Source organism: Xanthomonas sp. NCPPB 2250, assembly GCF_056725265.1.
In genome coordinates, this window is sequence record NZ_CM161520.1 from 1,633,050 (window position 1) to 1,648,711 (window position 15,662).

Annotated in this window: 13 protein-coding genes; 8 read left to right on the plus strand and 5 right to left on the minus strand. The window is 69.2% G+C overall.

The genetic code is table 11. The features are described from left to right. Positions 1-130: 130 nt before the first annotated feature. On the minus strand, positions 131-1,516 hold the full coding sequence (locus AC1PMG_RS06720; RefSeq protein ID WP_481111078.1) for an MFS transporter: 1,386 nt from the start codon (positions 1,514-1,516) through the stop codon (positions 131-133). Between the two features lie 101 nt (positions 1,517-1,617). Here AC1PMG_RS06720 and soxR point away from each other — a divergent pair, with 101 nt between their 5' ends. After that, on the plus strand, positions 1,618-2,055 hold the full coding sequence (gene soxR / locus AC1PMG_RS06725; RefSeq protein WP_010344143.1) for a redox-sensitive transcriptional activator SoxR: 438 nt from the start codon (positions 1,618-1,620) through the stop codon (positions 2,053-2,055). An 875-nt stretch (positions 2,056-2,930) separates the two neighbouring features. Here soxR and AC1PMG_RS06730 read toward each other — a convergent pair. The 4 genes from AC1PMG_RS06730 to AC1PMG_RS06745 all read right to left on the minus strand — a co-directional run bounded on the left by AC1PMG_RS06730 (position 2,931) and on the right by AC1PMG_RS06745 (position 6,519). After that, positions 2,931-3,383, minus strand: a complete 453-nt coding sequence (locus AC1PMG_RS06730) for a DUF4426 domain-containing protein (protein WP_481111079.1) — start codon at positions 3,381-3,383, stop codon at positions 2,931-2,933. 157 nt (positions 3,384-3,540) lie between these two features. Further along, positions 3,541-4,386: a pyrroline-5-carboxylate reductase gene (gene proC / locus AC1PMG_RS06735; protein ID WP_481111080.1), complete on the minus strand. Its 846-nt coding sequence runs from the start codon at positions 4,384-4,386 to the stop codon at positions 3,541-3,543. Positions 4,387-4,517: 131 nt separating this feature from the next. Then, positions 4,518-5,546, minus strand: coding sequence for a hypothetical protein (locus AC1PMG_RS06740; RefSeq protein WP_318526801.1), 1,029 nt, complete (start codon positions 5,544-5,546; stop codon positions 4,518-4,520). A gap of 316 nt (positions 5,547-5,862) precedes the next feature. After that, positions 5,863-6,519, minus strand: coding sequence for a YggS family pyridoxal phosphate-dependent enzyme (locus AC1PMG_RS06745; RefSeq protein WP_481111631.1), 657 nt, complete (start codon positions 6,517-6,519; stop codon positions 5,863-5,865). Between the two features lie 121 nt (positions 6,520-6,640). Here AC1PMG_RS06745 and AC1PMG_RS06750 point away from each other — a divergent pair, with 121 nt between their 5' ends. The 7 genes from AC1PMG_RS06750 (at position 6,641) to AC1PMG_RS06780 (ending at position 15,653) form a co-directional block, all read left to right on the plus strand. Then, positions 6,641-7,678, plus strand: a complete 1,038-nt coding sequence (locus tag AC1PMG_RS06750) for a type IV pilus twitching motility protein PilT (protein WP_010344138.1) — start codon at positions 6,641-6,643, stop codon at positions 7,676-7,678. A 120-nt stretch (positions 7,679-7,798) separates the two neighbouring features. Next, entirely contained in the window at positions 7,799-8,929 is a 1,131-nt protein-coding gene (locus AC1PMG_RS06755; protein WP_010344137.1) for a PilT/PilU family type 4a pilus ATPase, read from the plus strand. Positions 8,930-9,087: 158 nt separating this feature from the next. Beyond that, on the plus strand, positions 9,088-10,365 hold the full coding sequence (locus AC1PMG_RS06760; protein ID WP_481111081.1) for a WD40 repeat domain-containing protein: 1,278 nt from the start codon (positions 9,088-9,090) through the stop codon (positions 10,363-10,365). Next, on the plus strand, positions 10,362-11,861 hold the full coding sequence (locus AC1PMG_RS06765) for a GGDEF domain-containing protein (protein ID WP_342072307.1): 1,500 nt from the start codon (positions 10,362-10,364) through the stop codon (positions 11,859-11,861). The genes AC1PMG_RS06760 and AC1PMG_RS06765 overlap by 4 nt, the downstream gene beginning before the upstream one ends. A 446-nt stretch (positions 11,862-12,307) precedes the next feature. Beyond that, positions 12,308-12,907, plus strand: a complete 600-nt coding sequence (locus AC1PMG_RS06770) for an MFS transporter permease (protein ID WP_481111082.1) — start codon at positions 12,308-12,310, stop codon at positions 12,905-12,907. Positions 12,908-13,080: 173 nt separating this feature from the next. After that, on the plus strand, positions 13,081-13,755 hold the full coding sequence (locus AC1PMG_RS06775; RefSeq protein ID WP_017913917.1) for a YitT family protein: 675 nt from the start codon (positions 13,081-13,083) through the stop codon (positions 13,753-13,755). 764 nt (positions 13,756-14,519) lie between these two features. Further along, positions 14,520-15,653, plus strand: a complete 1,134-nt coding sequence (locus AC1PMG_RS06780) for a hypothetical protein (RefSeq protein WP_481111083.1) — start codon at positions 14,520-14,522, stop codon at positions 15,651-15,653. Positions 15,654-15,662 lie beyond the last annotated feature (9 nt).

The window sequence follows — 15,662 nt, forward strand, 5'->3', positions numbered from 1 at the left end:
GAAGCGCCGCGATCCCCGCATCCATGGCCGCGTCAGCGTTCGGACGCGGACAGAGGATCGTCGCCTCGCGCGTCTCTGCCGCGCGTGTGCGTCACCACGGCGCGATGTGCGCGGGGATGGAGGACACGGCCTAGCCCGGCGCCGGCTGGGTGCGGCCGGCGATGGCCAGGCCGAGCAAGGCCATCAGCGCGGCGACGGCGAAGGTCGACAGGTAGGCCGCGGCGGCCGAGTACGCCAGCAGCGCGGCGAACAGCGAGCCGCCGACCGCCAGCGTGGTCGCCACCGCGATCGCCTCGCTCAACTGCAGCGCCGAACTGTTGCGGCCCTGCCGCGCCGGCGGCGACAGGGTCAGGGTCAGTACCGCCAGGGTCGGGTAGATCAGGCCCATGCCCAGGCCGGTCGCGGTCCAGCCGCCGATCGCCAGCGCGGCGGGCACCGCCGGCAGCAGCGCCAGCGTGGTGGTCGCGATGCCCAGCGCCATCAGCGTGCAGCCCAGCCGCAGCCGCCGCAGGCGGGTGGCGTCGCGGCCGTAGTGGCCCTGGTACCAGGAGCCGGCGAACCAGCCCAGCGCGCCAGCGCTCAACGCCACGCCGGCCCACACCGGCGACAGCCCGCGTTCGCGCGACAGCAGCAGCGGCAGGAACGCCTCGCAGCCGAAGAACGCCGAGCCGGCGATGCCGCGCAGCGCGATCACGCTGGGCAGGCCGCGCGCGGCGCGCAGGGTGCCGGCCGGCAGCAGCCGCCAGGTGCACAGCGCCAACAGCGCCAGCGCCGACGGCAACAGCAGCGCCGCCCACAGCCCGCGCTGCTGGCCGCCCAGATACAGCAGGCAGACGCCGGCCGCGGCGCCCAGTGACCACCGCCGCGCCGCACCGCTGGCGCCGTCCGCGCTCGCGGCCGGCGGCAGGCGCCGCAGTGCCGGCCACAGCAGCGCCGCCGCCGGCAGCGCCAGCAACGGCACCGCCAGGAACACCCAGCGCCAGTCGACGTGCTCGACGATCAACCCGCTGATGCTGGGGCCGATCAGCGACGGCACCACCCAGCCGGCGGAGAACGCGGCGAACATGCGCGGGCGGATCGCCTGCGGATACAGCCGCGCGACCAGCACGTACAGCACCACCGAGATCGCGCCAGCGCCCAGGCCCTGCACCAGCCGGCCGGCCAGCAGGAATCCCATCGACGGAGCAAAGCCGGCCAGCAGCAGGCCGCAGACGAAGCAGGCCAGGCCGGCCCACAGCGGCGCCGCCGGTCCGTGCAGATCGCTCCAGCGCCCGGCCACGGTCATGCCGATCACGCTGGTGGCCAGGGTGCCGCCGAAGGCCAGCGCGTACAGCCGCAGGCCGTCCAGTTCGCGGGCCACGGTCGGCATCGCCGCGGCCACCGCCAGCGCCTCGAAGGCGATCAGCGAGACCAGCGCGACCATGCCGACGGTGGTGGCGCGGTAGGCCGGCGCCAGCACGGAGCCGGCAACGGCAGGGGTGGGTGGAGCAGCGGCGGTGGTGGCGTGGTCTTGCATCGGCGTACCTGGGAAAGCGGGTGGACGTCTGCCGGCGGCGACTTGCGTGGGCGCGTGCAGCCCGTGCAGCATGCAACCTCAACCGGACTCGAGGTCAAGCGATGCAGGAGGAACTGAGCGTCGGACAGGTCGCCGCGCGCAGCGGGGTGGCCGTGTCGGCGCTGCATTTCTACGAGAGCAAGGGCCTGATCCGCAGCATGCGCACCGCCGGCAACCAGCGCCGCTACACGCGCGACGTGCTGCGCCGGCTGGCGGTGATCCGCGTGGCGCAACGCGTCGGCGTGCCGCTGGACAGCGTCAAGGCCGCCTTCGCGCAGTTGCCCGACGCACGCACCCCGACCCGCGCGGAGTGGGCACGGATGTCGGCGGTGTGGCGCGAGGAGCTGGACGCGCGCATCCTGCAGTTGACCCGCCTGCGTCACCAGCTCACCGACTGCATCGGCTGCGGCTGCCTGTCGCTGCGCCGCTGCCGGCTGAGCAACCCGGCCGACACCCTGGCCGCGCACGGCGATGGGCCGCAGCGCTGGGCGGAGGAGTGAGCGGCGCGTCTGTGCGTGGCGACTTCTGTGATTGCCTTGCTCGTGCTTACGTCGGTTTGTCCGTAGGAGCGGCTTCAGCCGCGACATACCTCACCGGTAACGCCCGGTCGCGGCTGAAGCCGCTCCTACGGCAAGCGACGGCGCCGCGATGTGGGATCGAGACGGTATGGGAGGGACTTTCAGTCCCGGCGCGATGCCGGTGGACGTTGCGGTTGCCGAGCTCATCGAGAAGAAGAGTGGAGACGTGGCGCTTTACCGTGGGCTTCCGTCCCGACGGGCGAGGAGGAAAGGGGCCTGACGCTGCATGCAGTCGGGACTGAAGTCCCTCCCACAACGGGCGCCTGTGGTCACCGCGCTCGTTTGCATAGATCGGTCTGTCGGTTTGTCCGTAGGAGCGGCTTCAGCCGCGACATGCCTCACCGGTAACGCCCGGTCGCGGCTGAAGCCGCTCCTACGGCACGCGACGGCGCCGCGATGTGGAACGTAGAGGATGTGGGAGGGACTTCAGTCCCGACGCGATGCCGGTGGCCGTCGCGTTATGGCCGCTTTTGCGCGCTCAGGTGATGCGCAGAGTGATTGTCTTGAGCGCGGCGCGGGTACAGAAATTTTCGAGATGATGAAGACGCAGGTTCCTTCATCGTGCTCTCAGTCGCACTGGCGAAAAGGAAAGGGCCCCTGACGCTGCATGCAGTCGGGACTGAAGTCCCTCCCACAACGCGTACGTGGAATCACCTTGATCGGTGTCCCTATGTCGGTGTGTCCGTAGGAGCGGCTTCAGCCGCGACCGGGCCTTCCCGGTAACGCCCGGTCGCGGCTGAAGCCGCTCCTACAGATGGGACGGCGCATGTGGGACGGCGCGCATTACGCTGCGTGCGCTAGAAATTGCGGGTGAAGCGCACCGTGCCGGTGCCGTCGGCGCTGCGCACTTGCACCACGAAGCGCAGCTGGTCGTGGGCGCTGCTGCGCACCGTGCCGACGTAGTCGGTGTAGGCGTCGGTGCGGACCGCGCGCAGCGCCACCGGCTGGCGCTGGCCGCTGAGGTCGGTCGCCACCGCCTCTACCGCGCCCACCGCCGGTGCTTCCTCGCCGCCATGCAGGGTGCGCAACGCGATCATCACCAACGCGGTGTCGGCCTCGCGGGCGATGCCGTAGCGGCGCGCTACGTCTTCGCTCATCGCCAGGGTGGGCAAGGCGTTGTAGTGCACGCGCAGCGTGCCGAAATCTGCCTGCGCCGGCGTGGCGGCGAGCAGCGTCGCCGGGCGTGGGGTGTCCTGGTCCGAGCAGGCGGCCAGGGCCAGGCACAGCAGCGCAACGGGCAGGACACGCATCGGCGTTCTCCGGGTTGGCGTGGCGAACAACACGTCGTGCGCAGTCGCCAGCGAGATGCGGACGGCGCGCAGCAACCGCAGTGTACGAGGGGGCGGCACCGATGCCGAGTACCGTCCGCGCCCGCCTGGCGGCAGCGCAGCATGGCGTCAGCCGCGCTCAGTCGTCGTTGGCGGCGGACAGGGCACGGCCGCGTTGCGCCGCCGCGGCGATCGCGGCTTCAGTCAGCGCCTCGAAGCCGCCGTGCTGGAAGGTCTCGATCGCGGCCTGGGTGGTGCCGTTGGGCGAGGTCACCCGGCGGCGCAGTTCGCTCGGCGCCTCGCCGGACTCGGTGAGCATGCGCGCCGCGCCGAGCACGGTCTGCAGGGTCAGGGTGCGCGCAGTGTCGGCGGGCAGGCCCTGCGCGATGCCGGCCGCTTCCATCGCCTCGGCGAGCAGGAAGACGTAGGCAGGCCCGCTGCCCGAGACGGCGGTGACCGCATCGATCAGCGCTTCGTCCTCGACCCACACGGTGACCCCGGCGGCGGCCAGCACACGCTCGGCGTGGGCGCGCTGTCCGGCGTCGACGCCGGCGCTGGCGAACAGACCGGTGACGCCGGCGCCGAGCAGGGCCGGGGTGTTCGGCATCGCGCGGACCAGGGCGTGGCCACCGCCGAGCCAGCGGTCCAGTTGCGCGGTGGTGATGCCGGCGGCGATGGACACCAGCAGCGGCCGCTGCGCCAGCGACAGCGCGGCCAGTTCGGTGCAGACCCCGCGCAGCACCTGCGGCTTGACCGCGAACATCCACAGCGCGGCGCCGTCGGCGGCCTCGGCCGCGGAGGCGACGGCGTGGACGGCGTACTCGGCGACCAGGGCTTCGCGCAGTGCCGCCACCGGCTCGGCCACGCGGATGCGGCGTGGATCGGCGCCCTGCCGGACCAGGCCGGCGATCAGGCTGCGCGCCATGTTGCCGCCGCCGATGAAGGCGATGTCGGCGGTGTGGGAATCGGGGGAAGCGGAAGCCATGGCGCAACACCGTCGCGAAGAGGGAGCGTCATGGTAGCGGCTGCGCCGCGCCGCAGTGCTGCGGTGCGGCGCAACCGGATGGTGTCGGGCGAGAACGCGCCAGCCGCTGCGTGCGGTCTGGCGCGGCGGCCTCAGTTGGACTCGGTGAAGGTGATCGACGGCGTGCTGCCGCCGGCCGTCGAGCAGCTGCCCAGGTTGAGGTTGTTGGTCTCGCCGGTGCTGCCGGCATTGGCTGCGCAGGTCGGGGCGGCGGTGGAGCCGTTGGTGGCGGCCACCTTCACCGTGATCGACGAGCCGGAGTTGAAGTTGGCGCTGGAACCGCCGGCGTTGCCGACCACGTTGAACTCGGCGTCCTTCCACACGGTGGCCAGCTTGACCACGCTGTCCTTGGCGCTGACGCTGTAGGCGGTGCCGTTGTTGGTGAAGGTGATGGTGTCGTTGCCGTTGGCGGTGGCCGAACCGGTCAGCTTGAGGTTGGCCAGTTGCGTGGCCGGAACGTCCGGCGCGCTGACCGCATTGCTGTTGCGGTAGCAGTCCGAACCGCCGCCACTCATCCAGCCGCTCGGGCAGCTGCTGCCGTAGCCGATCAGCCAGTACTGCATGAACACCGCCGCCTGGCCCTGGGTCTCGTAGTCGGTGGCGTAGACGAACTGCTGCCACACGGTGCAGCCGGAGCGGCCGCCGCAGACGCTGGTGGTGGCGTTGTAGTTGGAGTTGATCTGCAGCGAGTACTCGTTCGGGCCGAGGATGCCGCCGCCGCCGAAGGAGGCCACGCCCACGCCTTTCTCCGAGGTCACGCCGGTCACCTGCGGGAAGCTGCCCACGACCTTGCTGATCAGGCTGCTGGAACGCAGCGCGTAGTCGTAGCCGTTGCCGGTGGTTTCGGTGGCGCCGAACAGGATCTTGTGAGGGATCGGATGCACGCGGCGGGTCAGGGTCTTGCAGACGTCCGTTTGCCACTGCGTATCGGGGAAGTTGGCATGGAAGCAGCCTTCCGCCGGCGTCGGTTGATGCGCCATGGTTTCGCGCCAGGCGGTGCGTGCCTGGACTTCCGCGGGCGACATCATCGCTTCTTCGTTGGTCCAGGCCGGCGTCGCCGTCGGCGCGGCCATGGCCGCGGGGACGTGCAGCAGACCAATGACGCAGGAGGCGAACAGCAATCGGGTGGATGCTTGCATCTGTGACCTCGTTCGAGCCGAGCGCATTCGGCAATGGACTGCGGAGTACCCGCGGTCGGCCGACATGGAAGCGAAGCGCGTGCGTCTGAAACGTGACTGAATTAACGGTTTGCAACCGTGTCGCATGGTTCAGGAAGCACTGTCGGCGCCAACCTTTCATTCATCCCGAAACTCTATGGTTTTCAACGAGATCGCCTACGACAGAATTCCGATGTTGGTGAATCGATTTTGAAGCGTCCGTAGACAAATCATCACGGTGTCACGGGCACTGCGGTAATGCGGCGCGGCAGCAGCGGGTTCAGCCGGAAGCGCGCGGGCCGCGCGCCCCGAACAGGGCGGTGCCGACCCGCACCATGGTGGCGCCGGCGGCGATGGCGTCGGCAAAGTCGCCGCTCATGCCCATCGACAAGGTGTCGACCTGCGGATGGGCGGTGCGCAGCCGCGCGAACAGGGCGTGCATGCGCGCGAACGCGTCGATGCGGCGCTCGGCCTCCGGCCACGGCGCGGGAATGGCCATCAGCCCGCGCAGCGTCAGCGCCGGCTGCGCGGCGATGGCCGCGGCCAGCACGTCCACGGCGTCGGGCTGGCAGCCATGCTTGCTGGCCTCGTCGTCGATGTTGACCTGGATCAGCACGTTCAGCGGTGCGTGCGCGGACGCCGCCGCGCGGCCCTTTGCCAGGGCGGCGACCAGCTTGGGCCGGTCCACGGTCTGCACCCAGTCGAACAGCGTCGCCGCCTGTTCGGCCTTGTTCGACTGCAGGTGGCCGATCAGATGCCATTCCAGTCCGGCCGCGGCGAGCGCGTCGATCTTGGCCGCCGCTTCCTGCACGTAGTTCTCGCCGAACGCGCGCTGCCCCTGTGCGGCCAGCGCCGCCACGGCCTCGGCCGGCTGGGTCTTGGACACCGCCAGCAACTGCGCGTGCGGGCGCCCTGCGGCGTCGGCGGCGCGGTCCATGTCCAGGCGAATCTGTTGCAGCGGAGAGAGGGGCACGGCGGCGTTCCGGCAAAGGGAAGGGCGCTATACTGCCGGCCGGGGAATCATCCTTCCAGTCGCAGCCCAAGGGGAAAAGCAGCGTATGGATATCGCTGAACTATTGGCGTTCTCGGTCAAGAACAAGGCGTCCGACCTGCATCTGTCCGCGGGTCTGCCGCCGATGATCCGGGTCGATGGCGACGTCCGCCGCATCAACATTCCGGCGCTGGACCACAAGCAGGTGCACGCGCTTGTCTACGACATCATGTCGGACAAGCAGCGCCGCGACTACGAGGAATTCCTCGAGGTCGACTTCTCCTTCGAGATTCCCAGCCTGGCGCGCTTCCGCGTCAATGCGTTCAACCAGAACCGCGGCGCCGGCGCGGTGTTCCGCACCATTCCCTCGGAAGTGCTGACCCTGGAAGACCTCGGCTGCCCGCCGATCTTCCGCCAGCTGATCGACCAGCCGCAGGGCCTGATCCTGGTCACCGGGCCGACCGGCTCGGGCAAGTCGACCACGCTCGCCGGCATGATCGACTACATCAACAAGAACGAATACGGCCACATCCTCACCGTCGAGGATCCGATCGAATTCGTGCACACCTCGCAGAAGTGCCTGATCAACCAGCGCGAGGTGCACCGCGACACCCACGGCTTCAACGAGGCGCTGCGCTCGGCGTTGCGCGAAGACCCGGACATCATCCTGGTCGGCGAGTTGCGCGACCTGGAAACCATCCGCCTGGCGCTGACCGCGGCGGAAACCGGCCACCTGGTGTTCGGCACCCTGCACACCAGCTCGGCGGCCAAGACCATCGACCGCATCATCGACGTGTTCCCCGCCGGCGAGAAGCCGATGGTGCGCTCGATGCTGTCCGAATCGCTGCGCGCGGTGATCTCGCAGGCGCTGCTGAAGAAGGTCGGCGGCGGCCGCACCGCAGCCTGGGAGATCATGGTCGGCACCCCGGCCATCCGCAACCTGATCCGCGAGGACAAGGTCGCGCAGATGTACTCGGCGATCCAGACCGGCCAGCAGAACGGCATGCAGACCCTGGACCAGCACCTGCAGGACCTGGTCAAGCGCAGCCTGATCACCCGCAACCAGGCCCGCGAGTACGCCAAGGACAAGCGGTTGTTCGAGTAGCGGGGATTGGGGATTCGGGATTGGGGATTCGCGAAAGCAGTTATCCCACCGATCCTAGGATGCCCGCTCTGACCAATCCCCAATCCCGACTCCCCAATCCCCGCTCCGAAGGAGCACGCCATGAGCACCATCGACTTCACCTCCTTTCTGAAACTGATGGCGCACCAGAAGGCGTCGGACCTGTTCATCACCTCGGGCATGCCGCCGGCGATCAAGGTGCACGGCAAGATCACCCCGATCACGCAGACGCCGTTGACCCCGCAGCAGAGCCGCGACCTGGTGCTGAACGTGATGACGCCGGCGCAGCGCGAGGAGTTCGAGAAGACCCACGAGTGCAACTTCGCCATCGGCGTGGCCGGGGTGGGGCGCTTCCGCGTCAGCTGCTTCTACCAGCGCAACCAGGTCGGCATGGTGCTGCGCCGGATCGAGACGCGCATTCCCAGCGTGGACGAGCTGAACCTGCCGCCGGTGATCAAGACCCTGGCGATGACCAAGCGCGGCATCATCATCTTCGTCGGCGCCACCGGCACCGGCAAGTCGACCTCGCTGGCGGCGATGATCGGCTACCGCAACCAGAACTCCACCGGGCACATCATCACCATCGAGGACCCGATCGAGTTCGTGCACAAGCACGAGGGCTGCATCATCACCCAGCGCGAGGTCGGCATCGACACCGACAGCTGGGAGAACGCGCTGAAGAACACCCTGCGCCAGGCGCCGGACGTGATCATGATCGGCGAGGTGCGCACCCGCGAGGGCATGGACCATGCCATCTCCTTCGCCGAGACCGGCCACCTGGTGCTGTGCACCCTGCACGCCAACAACGCCAACCAGGCGATGGACCGCGTCATCAACTTCTTCCCCGAGGACCGCCGCAGCCAGCTGCTGATGGACCTGTCGCTGAACCTGCGCGGCGTGGTCGCGCAGCAGCTGATCCCGACCCCGGACGGCAAGGGCCGCCGCGTGGCCATGGAGATCATGCTCGGCACGCCGCTGGTGCAGGACTACATCCGCGAGGGCGAGATCCACAAGCTCAAGGACGTGATGAAGGAGTCCACCAACCTGGGCATGAAGACCTTCGACCAGAGCCTGTTCGAGCTGTACCAGGCCGGCGAGATCAGCTACGAGGATGCACTGCGCCACGCCGATTCGCAGAACGAGGTGCGCCTGCGCATCAAGCTGGCGCAGGGCGGCGACGCGCGCACCCTGGCGCAGGGCCTGGACGGGGTCGAGATCGCCGAGGTGCGCTGAGCCGGCTTGGCAGGCGAGCGCAAGTGGGGCGTGGGATGCGGTGAGGGGTGGCCCACGTCGTAGCGGCTGCCTCAGTTGCGTCCACGGGTGTCGTGTTTTCAGTCAACTGTCCGCCGGCATCCATCGCGGACTGTTCAGCCGAGGAGAAGGAAGCCGCCATGAACGACGTGCCCGAGGTGCTCTGGTCGACACAGCCGCATGCCGGCTACTACATCAATTCCGTGGCGGTGTCCGACGATGGCAATGTCATCGTCGCCGGCACCTTTTTCCACCAGTACGGCGGTCTGTCGCAGGTTCCTGGGCTGGATGCGGTGCCGCTCGAGCAACGCAAGATCTTCGAACGCATCGCACCCGCGGCCACGCGCAGCGATGTGGGCGACGACCAGCAGGGGTGCTTCGGCACCTATGCGTGGGATCGCGCCGGCAACCGCTTGCTGACGCAGGAATTCCAAGGTTGGCAGGGCGTTTACTGGGTCGACGTGGCAGCGGACGGGAGCACCGTGGCCAGTTGCGGCTGGAAGAGCCAGCAACCGTATGCAGGCTTCATCAGTGCCTGGGCGGTCCCGGGCGGAAAGGAACTGCTGTCCCATGCGCTCCCTGTCCGCGGCAACATGGTGGCGCTGGATGCGCGTGGGCGCACGTTGCTGGCCGGTGCCGAGCAGGGCTATCTGTTCTGCCGCGAGGGCGACGCGTCCTTCGGTGCGCCCGTGTGCATCGCGCTGAGCGCCGGTGGCACCGGCGACAGCGCCGACAGCGTCATCGCCACCGGCCTCGCCGCCGATGGCACGGTCGGACTGGTGGCCAGCGCACAGGGCGAGATCATCCTGTTTTCGATCGCAGCGGGGCAACCTGGGACGCTGACGCGCTGGCAGTTGCCCAAGCAGGCCCGCGTCCATGCCGCGGCGCTGTCGGGCGATGGCCGCCGCGCCTATGCCGGTGCCAGCGACGGCACGCTGTACGCGTTCGACGTGTCGGCGTTCCAGAAAACGCCGGGGCCGGCCTGGACCGAGACGGTGCCCGAGGGCGCCACGACCATCTACGGGGTGGCCTGCGATCGCGCCGGAAACAAGGTCGCGATTGCCGGCAATCTCAAGGGCGGTGGCGTCGTCGCCGTGTACGCCGATGCCGGTACCGCCGCGACGCCGCAGTGGACCGCGCACAGCGCGCACTCGCCCAACGACCTGGCGTTCGACCCGGACGGGCAGTGGCTGGGGCTGGCCGATGGCCATCCCGACGGGACGCCCGGCGCGTTCACCCTCTGGAACGCGGGCGACGGCACGCTGCAATGGTCCTATGGCACGGACAACATGAGCTGGCCGATCCGTCTGAACAGCGGTGCCACGGTAGTGGTGGGCGGCAGCGACGACAGCGCGGTCACCGCCTTCGTCGGCCCCGGTTCGGCCATCGGCCGTGGCCGCGCGGAGTCGGATGGATGACAGGCCGGGACGCCGAGGCGCCGTTGCGTACGCGCGTCGCGGCGCCGCGCCGTCCCGGCGCGCTGCTGGTGCTGTCGGTGGTGCTGGTGGCGGCGTGGCTGGCGGTCTTCGAGTTGGCGCGGGTCCTGGACTATCAGCCGCATGCGAGCCTGTGGTTCCCGCCGGTGGCGGTGACGCTGGCCACGTTCATGGTGCTGGGCTGGCGCGGTGCGCCGGCGATCGCCAGCGCCTGCGTGCTGGCCACGCTGCTCAGCTTCTATCGCACCAGCGGCCATCCCGTCGTCCCCGGTCGGGCGGTGCTGGGATACGCGCTGTTGTTCACCGCCCAGCAGTTCTGCGTCTGGGGTGGGCTGGCCTGGCTGCTGCGCCTGGTCGGCCGCGGGGTGTCCTCGAGCAGCCTGCCACGTGTGGTCACCTGCTTCATCCTGGGGGGCGGCGTGGCGTCGCTGCTGTCTGCCTGCCTGGGCGGCGCGGGGTTGGCCGTCACCGGCGCGATCGACTTGCCAAGCATGCTGGCGCAATTGATCCCATGGGCGATCGGCGACTACGCCGGCCTGCTGGCACTCGGCCCGCTGGCGATCGTCGGAGTGCTGCGCCTGGCCGAGTGGCTGCAGATCGTGCCGCAGCCGGGTATCCCGCGCCTGTCGGGGATGGTCGCGCCGGCCGGAAGCGTCTCTGCCTACTTGGTCAAGCTCGCGTTGCTGCTCGGCGTCACCCTGGTGGTGATGGCGCTGGCGGCGGCGTTACCGCGGCAGCCGGCCGTGGTGTTCGCGCTGTTCGTGGTGGTGGTGATCCAGTTGTGGATCGTGCATACCCACGGGATGCTGCAGGCGCTGGTGGCGATCGCGGCCTTCAGCCTGCTGATCGCCGTGGCCACGCCGCTGTTGCGGCTCGAGGCGCAGGCGCTCGCGCTGCAGTTCGCCATGATCAGCCTGGCGGCGAACAGCTACTTCGGCCTGGCCGTCCCTGGGCTCTATGCCGACAACACGCGGCTGCGCCATGCGCTGGTGCGCGATCCGGTGACCGCGGCGCTGTCGCGCACCGGATTCCTGGAGCAGGTGCTCAACGATCTGCAACTGGCCGCGCAGGACCCTCGTCCGCTGGCGGTGATCGTCGCCGACATGGACAACCTCAAGGCGATCAACGACCAGTTCGGACACGCCGCCGGCGATGCCGCCCTGCGTGCCTTCGTCAAGCGCTGCCGGCGCTGCCTGCGGCCGGGCCAGTTGCTGGGGCGCCGGGGCGGCGACGAGTTCGCGCTCTACCTGCCGCTGACCACGCCGGAGAAGGCGCAGGGGTTGATCGACGCGCTGCGCGGTGCGCTTGCCAAGCCCGGCGACGACGACGGATTCGCGACTGCACTGTCGGCCAGCTTCGGCCTGGCCCTGTGCCACCGCCGGGATCTGGACGCGGAGGCACTGGAGGAACTTCTCGAACGCGCCGATGCGGAGATGTACGCGGACAAGCGGCAGCGCCGCGCGGTGGCTGTGCGTTGAGTGTTCGCCGTCTCCCGTCGGGACCAGGGTGTCCTTCTCGGGGAACGGGTCCCCGAAAAAGCGGATGAGGGTAGGGCGGAACCTCGTGTTTCTGTTTTGGCGGGACGCTTCGCGCCGGACCCTCACCCAAACCCCTCTCCCGATGGAGGGGCTTTGCTCTCCCTTCTCCCATCGGGAGAAGGTGCCCCGAAGGGGCGGATGAGGGTACGGGCGCAGCTTCGTGCACTCGAACTCCGCGAGACGCTTCGCGCCGGACCCTCACCCCAACCCCCGCTCCGCGCCCCGGCCCGCGCTTGCGGCGCGGGCGCTCCAGGGTGCGCGCGCCAGTGGCGCGCAGGCCGCACCCTGTCGCCCCGGCGGGAGAGGGGCTTTGTGCCCCCCTTCTCCCCCCGGGAGAAGGTGCCCCGAAGGGGCGGATGAGGGTACGGTGCGCCAGAATGCGAGCCATGCAAACCGACAACCCCTACGCCGCCCCCGTCGCCGCGCTGCCCGACACCGCGATCGCTGCGGCACCCGCCGACCCGCTGTCCACGCTGTTCGCGCCCCCGGCGGCCAAGCTGGCGCTGCTGTGTGCGACCAGTTTCGGCTGGTATGCGTTGTACTGGTTCTATCGCAACTGGCGCGCCTTGCGCCTGCTGTCCGGGCGCCGGCGCATCTCGCCGGTGTGGCGCTCGGTGTTCTCGCTGCTTTGGGTATTCGCCTGCTTTCGCGGGCTGGAACGCACCATCGGCGCGCAGCGTGGCGCCCTGGTCGGCTGGCTGGGGCCGGCGTTGGCCTATGTCTGCCTGAGCCTGCTCGGCGTGTGGCCCTCGGCGCTGTCGCTGTTGACGCTGCTGACCTGGACGCCGGTCCTGCTGGTCAACCAGCGCCTGGTGCGGTTCAAGCAGGCGCGCGGCCTGCCGCAGAGCGCGGCGGAGCGCTTCACTGCCTGGACCTGGGCGTGGCTGGCGATCGCCGGGCCGTTGGCACTGGTGATACTGGTTGGGATGGTGATGACGATTGTGGTGGCGCAGCACGAGATCCAGGTCAAGTTGCCGACTCGATAGGAGCGCGGTGCGCTGCTGGGGCGGGTTGCACGGTGTCCTGCAATCGCCAGCTGCACACGGCCATCAAAGTTTCATATGCAACAGACTCGCGGCTGGTGTCTAATACCGCCCCCCACGCTGTGCCCCCTCCCGTGAGCCTTCTCGATTCCGATCTGCGTCCGGACCTGGACCCGTTGCCCGACGACGGCACTGTCGTCACCGCCGGACCGCTGACCCCGCCGCCGGATTCGGCCGGCACCGTGCAGGATGCGCGCGCGCTGCGCCACAGCGTGGCCGAGGACGTGCAGGGCATGCTGCTGGCGACCCTGGTGGCCTCGCTGGGGCTGGCGGTGTTCGCCCATGGCGGGCTGATGATCGGCGGCATGGCCGGCGTGGCCTTCCTGTTGCACTACGCGCTGGGCTGGAACTTCGGCCTGATGTTCGTGCTGGTCAACCTGCCGTTCTACTGGCTGGCGGTGCGGCGCATGGGCTGGGAATTCACCCTCAAGACCTTCGTCGCGGTCGCCGCGTGCGGCCTGCTGACCGACCTGCTGCCGCGCTGGGCGCAGTGGGCGACGATGACGCCGCTGTTCTCGGCACTGGTCGGTGGTGCGCTGGTCGGCCTGGGCATCCTGTTCTTCATCCGCCACCGCGCCAGCCTCGGCGGCGTCGGCATCCTCGCGGTCTACCTGCAGCGCAGCCGCGGCTGGAGCGCGGGCAAGGTGCAGATGAGCTTCGACGCGGCGCTGATGGCGGTGGCGTTCTGGCTGCTGGCGCCGCAGCAGGTGCTGTACTCGGCGATCGGCGCGGTGGTGCTGAGCCTGGTGCTGATGTTCAACCACCGCGCCGGCCGCTACATGGGCGTGTGAGGTCCGCCGCCGGTCGCCGTCGCGCGATCGACGATGTGCGCATCGCAGCACGCGGGTGTTCCTTGCGGATGCGCGAACGTCGCGCGATCCGCGCGTGCTGCGCTTGGTCATGCACGACATGCACGCAATGCCCGCCGTCCATCGGCGTGCCGCTGCACGGTGCTGGGCACGGCATCGCCCGTGCATGACGGCAACTGTCTACGGAATTGCCGCGGTGTCTACGAAACGGTCTTGCTGTCCAAGTGTGACGCAGCGCATGCTGCTGTCGAAGAAAGGATGAGTGCGCACGGACGGCGCAACGCGATCGCGGGGAGCGCGATCCCACCTGCATGAGGTTCACCACGATGTTCGACGCCGCGCCTGCGCGGCGGCGCGGTGCTGCCTGTCCGGCGCACTGCGGCGGATGCCGGCGCTTACAGCTTTTCCACGGAACGAGGGGCAGTGCGATGAAACGTGCGATGGGATTCGCGGCATTGGTCTGTGTGGTGGTCGCGGCGTGCTCCGCCGTGAATCCTGGGTCGGGATCGAAGCCCGGCAGCGGTGGCGGGACGGTCACGCCGGGGCCCGCGCCAGGGCCGGCACCGAGTGCAGCGGCGTGCGCGCCACCGGCGGCGCCAGCGCCGTCCTGGTTCCCGCATGCGCAGACGCCGGCGCCGGATTCTGCGGGCTTCCAGTCCAGCAGCAACTGCGCCTTCCATCAATGGTCCTGGAACGCCTTCCTGTGGCTGACCCAGGACGTGGGCGGGCAGCCGCGCTTCCTGAGCATGTCTAGCGATGGCATCGGCGGCGTTGCCGACGGCGTGCTCGATCCGTTGATCGGCCGCTCGCAGCAGGCGCGCACCGTCGAACTGATCGATCAGGCGGGCCCGGACGGCGTGCTGGTGGATCGGCATGGGCGCGCGGTCTATTACTCGATCCATTCCAACGACGTGTTCGGCCAGTTCATCGACAGCAATCACCTGCAGGATCCGAAGGCGTTGCGTGCCTTCGATCCGAAGGCGCCCTTTCCGGTCGGCAGCATGACCCTGAAGGCGGCATGGAAGGTGGTGCAGCCGGGCGAGGACGTGTCCACGTTCTATACCCGGCAGGCCACGATCGCCAAGCTGGCCATGCGCAAGGGCAAGCTCATCGCCACCGGCGATACCGAAACCCAGACCGTGGCGCTGGTCGGTTTCCACATCGGCGGCACGGTCGCCGGCCATCCGGAGATGATCTGGGCCACGTTCGAGCACCAGGACAACGCGCCGGACCTGCCGAAGCCGGCGGAGGAGATGCTGCCCAACGACGTCGTTTCCGCAAAGGACTGGACGTTCTACCAGGCAGGCACGCCGATGAAGCAATGCAACGTCAACGCGGCCGGTGCCGGTGCGCTGACCTTGAACGCGCAGACGCAGACCCTGAGCCCGGTCACGCAGGTGTGCCGCATGGTGCCGTTTGGCGGGCAGAAGCCCTGCCCGAGCGGTCAGGACTGCAACATCGCCAACATCCAGTCGATCAACGCGTCGGTGCAGGGCCAGTTGAACGACGTGTGGAAGAACTACTTCGAGGTCGGCGCGATCTGGTTCGTCGCCGAGGATGCGTTGGCGCCCAACTGCACGTTCCAACCGGGTTCGGCCCTGGAATGCATTCCCACGCCGACACCCGCAGGCGCACCGCCGCTGCTCACCGGCTCGATCAAGCTGTCCAATTCCACCATCGAGACCTTCACCCAGGTGCAGAGCACGCAGAACAACTGCTTCGCCTGCCACAACACCACCCAGGTGATCTCGCCCGATCCGCGCGCGCAGTCGTTGCCGGGGCTGAACGTCAACATCAGCCACGTGGTGATCAACGACTACTTCCAGGCGCAGCTGCCGCAGAAGGCACCGCCGGCGGCGCGGCCGGCCACGCCGCGCTGAGGCGCGTCC

Bases quoted from the DNA above. Each gene is read 5' to 3' on its own strand.
- AC1PMG_RS06720 (WP_481111078.1), bottom strand. From the start codon at position 1,516: ATGCAAGACCACGCCACCACCGCCGCTGCTCCACCCACCCCTGCCGTT.
- AC1PMG_RS06730 (WP_481111079.1), bottom strand. From the start codon at position 3,383: ATGCGTGTCCTGCCCGTTGCGCTGCTGTGCCTGGCCCTGGCCGCCTGC.
- soxR (WP_010344143.1), top strand. From the start codon at position 1,618: ATGCAGGAGGAACTGAGCGTCGGACAGGTCGCCGCGCGCAGCGGGGTG.
- AC1PMG_RS06755 (WP_010344137.1), top strand. From the start codon at position 7,799: ATGAGCACCATCGACTTCACCTCCTTTCTGAAACTGATGGCGCACCAG.
- AC1PMG_RS06765 (WP_342072307.1), top strand. From the start codon at position 10,362: ATGACAGGCCGGGACGCCGAGGCGCCGTTGCGTACGCGCGTCGCGGCG.
- proC (WP_481111080.1), bottom strand. From the start codon at position 4,386: ATGGCTTCCGCTTCCCCCGATTCCCACACCGCCGACATCGCCTTCATC.
- AC1PMG_RS06750 (WP_010344138.1), top strand. From the start codon at position 6,641: ATGGATATCGCTGAACTATTGGCGTTCTCGGTCAAGAACAAGGCGTCC.
- AC1PMG_RS06760 (WP_481111081.1), top strand. From the start codon at position 9,088: ATGAACGACGTGCCCGAGGTGCTCTGGTCGACACAGCCGCATGCCGGC.
- AC1PMG_RS06780 (WP_481111083.1), top strand. From the start codon at position 14,520: ATGTCTAGCGATGGCATCGGCGGCGTTGCCGACGGCGTGCTCGATCCG.
- AC1PMG_RS06745 (WP_481111631.1), bottom strand. From the start codon at position 6,519: ATGGACCGCGCCGCCGACGCCGCAGGGCGCCCGCACGCGCAGTTGCTG.
- AC1PMG_RS06770 (WP_481111082.1), top strand. From the start codon at position 12,308: ATGCAAACCGACAACCCCTACGCCGCCCCCGTCGCCGCGCTGCCCGAC.